General features: G+C 34.4%; 8 protein-coding genes. 7 read left to right on the forward strand and 1 reads right to left on the reverse strand.

Annotated elements, in window-relative coordinates:
- The first annotated feature begins 6 nt into the window (after positions 1–6).
- The 7 genes from purE to OUY_RS02835 all read left to right on the forward strand — a co-directional run bounded on the left by purE (position 7) and on the right by OUY_RS02835 (position 8,326).
- Positions 7–507 carry a 5-(carboxyamino)imidazole ribonucleotide mutase gene (gene purE, locus OUY_RS02805; RefSeq protein WP_007302433.1) on the forward strand — a complete coding sequence of 167 codons (501 nt, stop codon included), beginning with the start codon at positions 7–9 and terminating at the stop codon, positions 505–507.
- Positions 507–2,333, forward strand: a complete 1,827-nt coding sequence (gene mutL, locus OUY_RS02810; RefSeq protein ID WP_139686628.1) for a DNA mismatch repair endonuclease MutL — start codon at positions 507–509, stop codon at positions 2,331–2,333. Before purE ends, mutL begins: the two co-directional genes overlap by 1 nt.
- A gap of 413 nt (positions 2,334–2,746) precedes the next feature.
- Complete coding sequence (gene hflK, locus OUY_RS02820; RefSeq protein ID WP_139686630.1) at positions 2,747–3,772, forward strand: FtsH protease activity modulator HflK; 1,026 nt, start codon at positions 2,747–2,749, stop codon at positions 3,770–3,772.
- A gap of 2 nt (positions 3,773–3,774) precedes the next feature.
- Positions 3,775–4,647 carry a protease modulator HflC gene (gene hflC, locus OUY_RS02825; protein WP_010407101.1) on the forward strand — a complete coding sequence of 291 codons (873 nt, stop codon included), beginning with the start codon at positions 3,775–3,777 and terminating at the stop codon, positions 4,645–4,647.
- A gap of 3 nt (positions 4,648–4,650) precedes the next feature.
- Positions 4,651–6,114, forward strand: a complete 1,464-nt coding sequence (locus OUY_RS02830; RefSeq protein WP_139686631.1) for a DegQ family serine endoprotease — start codon at positions 4,651–4,653, stop codon at positions 6,112–6,114.
- 371 nt (positions 6,115–6,485) lie between these two features.
- Entirely contained in the window at positions 6,486–6,725 is a 240-nt protein-coding gene (locus OUY_RS06875) for a hypothetical protein (RefSeq protein WP_246038641.1), read from the forward strand.
- A 74-nt stretch (positions 6,726–6,799) separates the two neighbouring features.
- On the forward strand, positions 6,800–8,326 hold the full coding sequence (locus OUY_RS02835) for a collagen-like protein (RefSeq protein WP_246038642.1): 1,527 nt from the start codon (positions 6,800–6,802) through the stop codon (positions 8,324–8,326).
- A gap of 183 nt (positions 8,327–8,509) precedes the next feature.
- Here OUY_RS02835 and OUY_RS02840 read toward each other — a convergent pair.
- On the reverse strand, positions 8,510–9,147 hold a 638-nt coding region (locus tag OUY_RS02840), incomplete at its 5' end, for an integrase core domain-containing protein (protein WP_139686632.1).

Consider the following 9,147-nt stretch of genomic DNA (forward strand, 5'->3'; position numbering starts at 1 on the left):
AAAATCATGTCTAATACAGAAAAAATGAAAAAGGATGTTGCTGTAATTATGGGAAGCGAGTCGGATTATGGCACTATGGTGCATGCTATTAACCTATTAAAAGAATTGGAAATTTCACATGATGTATTTATAATATCCGCACACAGAACACCAGAGAGACTCTTTAATTTTACTAAGTCTGCTCAAGAAAAAGGCTTTAAGGTTATTATAGCTGGTGCAGGAGGAGCGGCTCATTTACCTGGTATGACTGCATCGCTTACTTATTTACCTGTTATCGGTATTCCTGTGCATAGCAAGCAATTAAATGGGCTAGATAGTCTATTATCTATAGTGCAGATGCCAAAAGGTGTTCCAGTTGCAACAATGTCTATAGGAGAGAGTGGAGCATGCAATGCCGCTATTACTGCTGCATCTATATTGTCGATTTCTAATAGTGAAATTGCAGATAGATTAAAAAAATGGAGAGAGGGGCAAACTAAAGCAGTAAAAGAAAAACCAACATTATAATGGCAATAGTTCTTTTAGATACAAAAACCATAAATCGTATAGCAGCAGGAGAGGTAATAGAAAGGCCTGCAAGTGTGGTAAAGGAATTAGTGGAAAATGCAATAGATGCCAGAAGCTCAGAGATAGAAATTAAGATAGAAAGTGGTGGGCGTAACCTCATTACTGTAATCGATGATGGTAGCGGAGTAAAAAAGGATGATTTAGAACTTGCGTTTATGCGCCATGCTACTTCAAAATTGAGTGACAGTGAATTGATAGAGATCAAGCATCTTGGCTTTAGAGGAGAAGCTTTGCCTTCAATTGCAGCAGTAAGCAGAATAAAATTATCATCTAAGGCAAGCAAAGCAGATCAAGCATGGTCTATAAGGTATGAGGGGGGAGAAAAAATAGGAGAGCTTGTTCCTTATCCTTTATCGATAGGAACATATATTGAAGTACGAGATTTATTTTTTGCCACACCAAATAGACTAAAATTTCTCAAAACCGAAAGGGCAGAAACACAAAGCATTGTTGATATTGCAAACAACTTAGCAATGATCAATTATGGAATTGAGTTTACTCTTATCTCCGATAATAAGAAGCTTCTTAAGTATGCTAAGCAAACCTCATTATTTAGCAGGCTATGCGAAGTAGAAGAAGAATTTCATGAAAACTCTTTGCAAATTAGTGAAGAAGAAGATGGCATTAGACTTACAGGATACATCTGTAAACCTACTGTCAATCGTAGCAATTCAACTCAGATCTATACATTTGTTAATGGTAGACCAATTAAAGATAATCTACTTATTGGTGCAATTCGTTATGCGTATCACGACCTTATTCCAAGCAATAGATATCCTTTTGCAGCGCTGCACTTAGAGATACCGTATGATCAAGTTGATGTAAATGTGCATCCAAATAAATCAGAGGTAAGGTTTCAGAACAAGAGGCTAATATATGAAATAGTGAGAAAAGGGCTAATAAAAGTGCTATCAAGGAGAATAGATCTTGCAGAAACTGTATTGGCCCAGAATGGAACAACAACGAATCATCTATCATCAGATCCTTTTAGTAGGTCTAGTCTTAAAAATGAATTTTATGGAAGAAGGTCGGATCCTTTTGAAAACCAGTTAATGAGAGAATTTACTTCTCCAAATATAGAGACAAAAAGCTTATCAGAACATTCAAAATCGTTTGATTATACTGGTATGCAAAAATCTCCTCCACGAGCAGAAACTACAATTTTGGAAAGGAAACAAACCGATCTAATAAGGGACTATCCACTTGGGTTTGCACACTGTCAAATCTACAATACTTATATTATTGCCGAGGTAAGAGACAAACTAATTATAGTAGATCAGCATGCAGCCCATGAAAGACTAGTATACGAGTGCTTAAAGGAGAAATCAAGTATAAAAAGACAAAAACTTCTTTTGCCTGAAATGGTTGAAATCAAAAGTCAAGCCGGTATGGAAATGATAGAAGTTTATAAGAATAAGCTTTTCGAAATGGGCTTTGATATCGAAATTAAATCAGAAAATGCGATCATAGTAAAAGAAATACCTGCAATCTTAGGGTCAATAGATGTGAAGGAAATGCTAATTGATATAGTGGATAGATTAATAGAAATAGAAGATACTCTACCTATAGAGGATATAAATAAAATACTAGCTACAATTGCTTGTCATGGATCAATTAGAGCAGGTAGAAAGATGAAATTAGAGGAGATGAATGAGTTGTTGAGGCAAATAGAAAAAACACCATATTCTGGACAATGCAATCACGGAAGACCAACCTATATAGAAATGAAATTAAGCGATATTGAAAAGTTATTTGAGCGAAGGTAAGAAATTGTCACAAATGTGTATAGATTATACAACCCTAGTTTCGTCATCTCAAAACTCAGATACACAATTGTTCGAACATTGCAATTTGCAGGTAATTTGTATAGTAGATAATGTCATTCTATTACTTGACGATGATTTATTATGCAGCTACTTGATTAAAATTAAGTTTCCTAAATCCCAGGCATTGTCTTTTATGTTAATAATTAATATACAACTAAAGATACTTATCAAAAACGACAATAAAGAATTCAAAAAAGCCAGAAATTCTGTGGAATTGACCATATCATATAGAGAAAAAGGAAGTGTATGATCACATCCTTCACTCCGATCATTAATCTGCAAACAAAATAGTTTTGCATTTTTTGATAAGATTAAGTAATATCAGCGTATTAGTTATACAATTAATAATTTTTATGGATGAGCGTAATCCTTGGAATCTTAGAAAGAAACCGTCAGGTTCAAGTAATGAAGATATTTTAAGTAAAGCTGTGTCTGATATAAGATGCTTTTTTAATGGCTTAACCAGAAATAGAGGGAAAAAACCTTATTTCATCATTTTTATTGTTTTGTTGTTTTATCTTTGTACTGGTTTCTATATTGTCCATCCGAGTGAGGAAGGTATAGAACTTACTTTTGGCAAATATTCCAATACAGAAACATCTGGTTTGCGTTATCACTTTCCCTACCCTATTGGTAAGGTTTTTAAAGTAAATGTTAAAGAAGTAAATCGTGAAGAAATTGGGATAAGCAGCTCTTATGGGCGAGATACAGATCGTGGTGAAGGAGTGATGCTTACCGGAGATGAGAACATAGTCAACGTTAACTTTGAGGTCCAATGGAGAGTCAGGGATGCTAAAGATTATTTATTCAAAGTGCGGGATTATAAACCTGGTTTTAGCGTTAAAAATGCTGCTGAAAGTGCTATGAGAGAAATAATAGGTAAGAATACGATCTCTTTTGCACTCGAAGGTCAAGGCAGGGCTGAAATTTCCAGAGATACTATAATTTTATTGCAACAGATTCTTGATGGATATCAAATGGGTATAGAGATTTTATCCGTTCAAATGAAAAAAATTGATCCACCAGAAAAGGTGATTAGCTCATTTAGGGATGTACAAAGTGCTCGCGCAGATAAGGAGCGTACCATAAACGAAGCATACGCTTACAGTAATGATATTATACCTCGTGCAAAAGGTGAAGCAATAAAGATAAAATTAGATGCAGAAGCATACGAGAATGAAATAATAAATGAAGCAAAAGGTAATGCAAATCGCTTTTTATCTCTTTACGAAGAATATAGACAAAATCCTTCTCTTGTTAAGAATCGTATTTATCTTGAAACTATGGAAAATATTTTCAGCAAGGTAGATAAGTTTGTTATAACAGACGATCTGAAAGGTATGTTCTCTTATTTACCTCTTACAAATTTAGGAAAATAGCCATGAGTAGTAATATAAAAATTGTTTTTGCTTTTATATTTGTTGTATTATTGATTGCCTTATCTAATTCAATCTTCGTTGTTCAAGAAACAAAACAAGCAATAGTTATACAACTCGGTAAAGTCGTAAAAGATGTTAGGGACAGTGGTTTATATTTTAAATTGCCATTTATAAATAACGTAGAATTTCTTGATAAGAGAATTTTAGATTTAAGTCCTGATAAAACTCCAAGGGAAGTGATAACTGCAGATCAAAAGCGTATCATAGTAGATGCTTATGCAAAATATAAAATAATAGATCCTATTACTTTTTATCAAACTGTGAAAAATGAATCAGGTCTAGTTAGAAGATTATATCCTGTCATAGAAGCTCACATAAGGGAGAATATAGGAAGATTTTCATTAATTAGTTTATTGAATGAAAAGAGATCAGAAGTTATGCAATTAATTCAACGTGGAGTTTATTCTGAAGCTGGAAAATTTGGCATAGAGATAATAGATGTAAGAATTAAGAGAGCAGATCTACCAGAAGAAAATAGTTCTGCAATATTCCGCCGCATGCAAACTGAAAGAGAAAAGGAAGCAAAAGAAATTAGAGCAGAAGGAGAACAAGCTGGACAAGAAATTAGATCAAAAGCTGATAAATTAAAAAGGGGAATTGTCTCTAGTGCAGTAAAAGAATCACATGAAATAAGAGGCCGTGGTTATGCTGAAGCAACTAGAATCTATAATGAGGCATTCAAGGTTGATGAAGAGTTTTTTAACTTTTATCGCTCTATGAAAGCTTACAGTAAATCATTTGCTGAGGGTAATACTAAATTTGTGCTTTCACCAAATAATAATTTCTTAGATATTTTGAACAAGGGATGGAAATAGTTTATGAAAAGTAAAGCATTTATTTTATCTATATTTGCATATTTTTTAATTTCATTTTCTTCATATGCTAATCTGTTTGCAAAAACAGTTGCAGATCCTGTATGTAGTTGTAATAAAGGGCTTGCTGATATAGTGGAAGAACTTATTCCCGCAGTTGTAAATATTTCAAGTGAGCAAATAGTTAAGCAAGAAAATAACAGTAGAACTAAAATTCCCTTTACGCCAAGAAATAATTTCTTTGATGACTTTAGAGAATTTTTCGAGCATTTTGATCAATTTTTCGATAGAGCTCCTAGCATTAATAGAGAAGTGACGTTACTTGGGTCTGGATTTATTATAGATAAAAGTGGAACCATAGTAACCAACTATCACGTTATTAAAAATGCCCAAGATATTACAGTTACTATGAACGATAATACTTATTTCAAAGCAGAAGTTTTAGGCTATGATGCAAAAACTGATCTTGCTGTGCTTAAGATTAATTCTGATAAAGATCTTCCTTTTGTTGAATTTGGTAATTCTGATAAAGCAAGAGTTGGTGATACAGTTATTGCAATAGGCAACCCTTTTGGTTTGGGTGGCTCTGTAAGTACAGGAATTGTGTCTGCAAGATCTAGAGACATTAGTATTGGTACTATGAATGAATTTATTCAAACTGATGCTGCAATTAATAGAGGTAACTCAGGGGGACCACTATTTCATCTAAATGGAAAAGTTATAGGTATTAATACTGCTATTTATTCCCCATCTGAGTCTGGCGGTAACGTGGGTATAGGCTTTGCTATACCATCTAATCTAGCTATTTCAATTATTGACACATTAAAAAGTGGTAAAAAAATAAAACATGGTTGGCTTGGCGTGCAAGTTCAGCCTATAACAAAAGAATTTGCTGAATCCTTGGGTTTAAAAGATATCAAAGGTGCATTAGTTGCAAGCGTAGTAAAGGGCAGTCCTGCAGAGAAAGGAGGAATCAAAGTAGGTGATATACTATTAGAGTTTGACGGCAAAAAAATTGATAGAATGACGCAATTACCTCATATGGTTTCACGAACTGAGCCCGGAAAGAAAGTACAGGTTAAGTTACTTAGAAAAGGTAAAGAAGTCAATATCAAGGTTGCAATCGAGGAATCTATAAATGATGATTCATGTAATAATCAAGAAGAAAATAAATCAACATCTAGTTATATAAGTGGTTTAACCGTTTCAAATTTGCCAAAAGAACTAAAAAAAAATGCACCCACAAAGGGTGTAGTAGTTACTAGTGTAGATAGTAGTAGTAATTCTACACTACGTGTTATTAAGAAAGGTGATATAATTATCCAACTAGATGGAATCGATATTGAAAATACTAATGATTTTCAAAAACAAATTGATTCAGCAGTAAAAAAAGACGGCAAAGATTCAGTAATGTTGCTTATTTACCGCAATGGAAACCAGTTTTTTACTTCAATCAAATTGAAGAAGTAGCTATTTATCTAGCTGGTCATGAAAAAATTGCTTGACAAATTTAACTAGCTTCTTTATCCTGAGGGTGAGGGTGTTTCTGTAGATTAATAAATTTATCCCTATACTGAAAACCTTTCCAACGAGGTTATGGAAGAACTAGATTTCAGTATCAAGCACTGGAACGATATCATCCATAAGATGAAAGAGCTGGAGTGGTAAGAAGTTCGATAATACAAAGCATTTTTATGCTCAGTTGTAAAAAAACAACTTTCTTTCACAAGTTAATTTATAATTAAATTAGTGTAAAATATAATTATATTTACTGATCATCAGTATTAATCAATAATTAATACCCATAAATTAATTATATCTAATCGCAAAGGGAGGTGGAGATGCGTTTTAAACTAGAAAAAGAAGATATTCCACAAAACGATTGTAATAATAGAATTGGTCGTAGGGTACCTGCACAAATAAGATTAAATAACAAAACAACATTTAGCCTGCCTAGTGTATCTTACATTATCATCGACAACAATATTGGTCTGAGTTTTCAAATTTGGGATTTGAAGCATGACGTGGCAAGTATACTAAACGACTTATCTCAAGAGCTACAACTAAAGCTAGAAGCGTAAGAAATGATTACAAATTCGCTTTAGTTACTACCTCTGATCAACCTTATTATTATTACTATGATGGCAACGATACTATGATAGATACTATTGATCGTATACCTCATGGTTACACAGATGGTTTCTATGTTAACGCATATAATCGTGAAAGCTGTAGTATTTATTATGAACTGCTAGAAAACAGGAAGGTTTTAATAGATCCAAAAGACATAATTAGTAGCGAAAATGTCAGTCTTATTTTGGAAGATCTTAAAAGTTCACCTGATAAAAGACTCAAAATAAAAATAGGAGACTATTTGTTTAAAGAATCAAGAAATATATACAAATTATATAGGAGCGCTCAGGTATATAATTTAACTGGTGGAAAAGTTGGCATATTGAATGATATCCTTTCAGCATTTACTCGTATAAGCAATACATTCCAGTTATTCCCTTTTCATGAAATGGAGAGCTTGAAAGCACAAGATACCTATTTCGCAGTAAAAAAGTTAGGCAATAGTTATGTTGGTTGCATATCGTATGAAAATAGCACATGCAAAAATTTTTATAATTTTAACCCTAATTCTTTTGGGTATGAGCACGACAATAGACCAGGTCCATATCCTTATTATTATAACTTAGAAAATTTTGATAACTTTTTGGAGGTTGATGTGAATATTCAAGAACATATAAATTTAGAAACAGAAATTGAACTTTTAAAACGCAGAATAGACAGATTAGAACGTACTGGTGTACAAGGTCCTAAAGGTGAGCCAGGTGAAAGGGGACAAAAAGGTGATAGAGGCTTCGATGGAGAGCCTGCTCCTCAAGGTATACAAGGTCCTCCAGGACAAAAGGGCGAACTAGGTTATACCGGTGCACCCGGTGAACCGGGGTTACACGGTAACCAAGGTTCCAGAGGTGATAAGGGTGACCGAGGTTTTCCTGGTCCTCAAGGTAACAAGGGGGATACTGGATCGTCAGGTGCGCATGGATCAAAAGGCGATCAAGGACCTAAAGGAGAAAAAGGAAATCAAGGCACTAATGGAATAACTCCAAGTATTAATCAAGTTGTTACCGAATTTTCTTCTAACAGAGCCCATCTATATCCTTTAGCAGCAGCTATAATGGAAGAAGATAAGCGTAATTCCATGGGATTTTCAGAAAGAATAGCACATTTTTTTGGTGAGCGTGTAAAGCGAGAAGATTCTTTAAAAGCGTTAGTTAAAGGCGTACAAGGTCCTCCAGGCCAAAAGGGCGAACCAGGTCGTAACGGTGAACGTGGGTTAAAGGGCGAACAAGGTTCCAAAGGTAATAAGGGTGACCGAGGTTTTCCTGGTCCAGACGGTTCTAAAGGAGATACTGGCTCTAAAGGTGAGAAGGGAGATGCCTCAAGTGCTATAGAAATTGCAACTGAATTAGTTACCAGTAAAAAAGCTGAGCTAGGAGAAGCAGTTCTTAACGCAAATGGTATCAAAGGTGAAAATCTTGCAACTCAGATTGCCGGTAAAATTAATCTTAATTCGCAGGAACTTGTGAATAAAATTGATGTAGCAAAACTTACTGAAGGAGTAGTAAGTAAACTTTCTTTAGAGGAAGCAAAAAACATTATAAAGATACTGTGAGTAAGATAACAAGCGATGCCACAAAGAAAAATAATCCCGATCCTATAGCCTTCCAAAAATATGAAAATTTGCAGAAAAGCTTGCTAAACTACTTGTTGATAGAAGCAGTATGAGCGAGATAGAAGCTCACAATCTTATAAAAGGTAAGGTGTAATAGTCTAGACTTAATCTGACAAGCATGAATTAACTGACAGAAGAATTAACAAAGTCAAAACCAAAATCAGCATCCTGTTTAATGCTATCAATATTTTTCTGATAAGCAATATGCATACTATCAAAAAAGGTTTGCATAGGAGTCTTACCATAGCAATATTTACCTGAATGCGGTCTAGATCTATTGTAAGAATGCACCCAATGGTCTACGTCTAACTGAAGTTCTGCCAAAGAGGTGTAAATTTTCTTTCTAAAGATAATATTGTAACATTCATCTTGCATAGTTCTGTGGAACCTTTCACATATGCCATTAGTCTGTGGAGAACGAGCTTTGGTTCGAGAATGATCAATATTTTCTACCCCTAAATATAGCTGGTAAGCGTGATTTTCAGGTCTGCCACAATACTCTGTACCACGATCCGTCAAAACACGTAGCAATGATACTTTCTGTTCATCAAAGAACGGTACTACCCTATCATTAAGAAGATCTGCAGCTGTGATAGCAGTCCTTTCTGTGTAAAGCTTAGCAAAAGCAACTCTGGAATAGGTATCAACAAAGGTTTGCTGGTAAATTCGTCCAATACCTTTGATATTACCAACATAATAACTGTCTTGGCTACCTAAGTATCCTGGATGCTCTGTTTCAATTTCTCCATGGGCCTCTTTTT

This window comes from Wolbachia endosymbiont of Leptopilina clavipes (assembly GCF_006334525.1).
Taxonomy (GTDB): domain Bacteria; phylum Pseudomonadota; class Alphaproteobacteria; order Rickettsiales; family Anaplasmataceae; genus Wolbachia.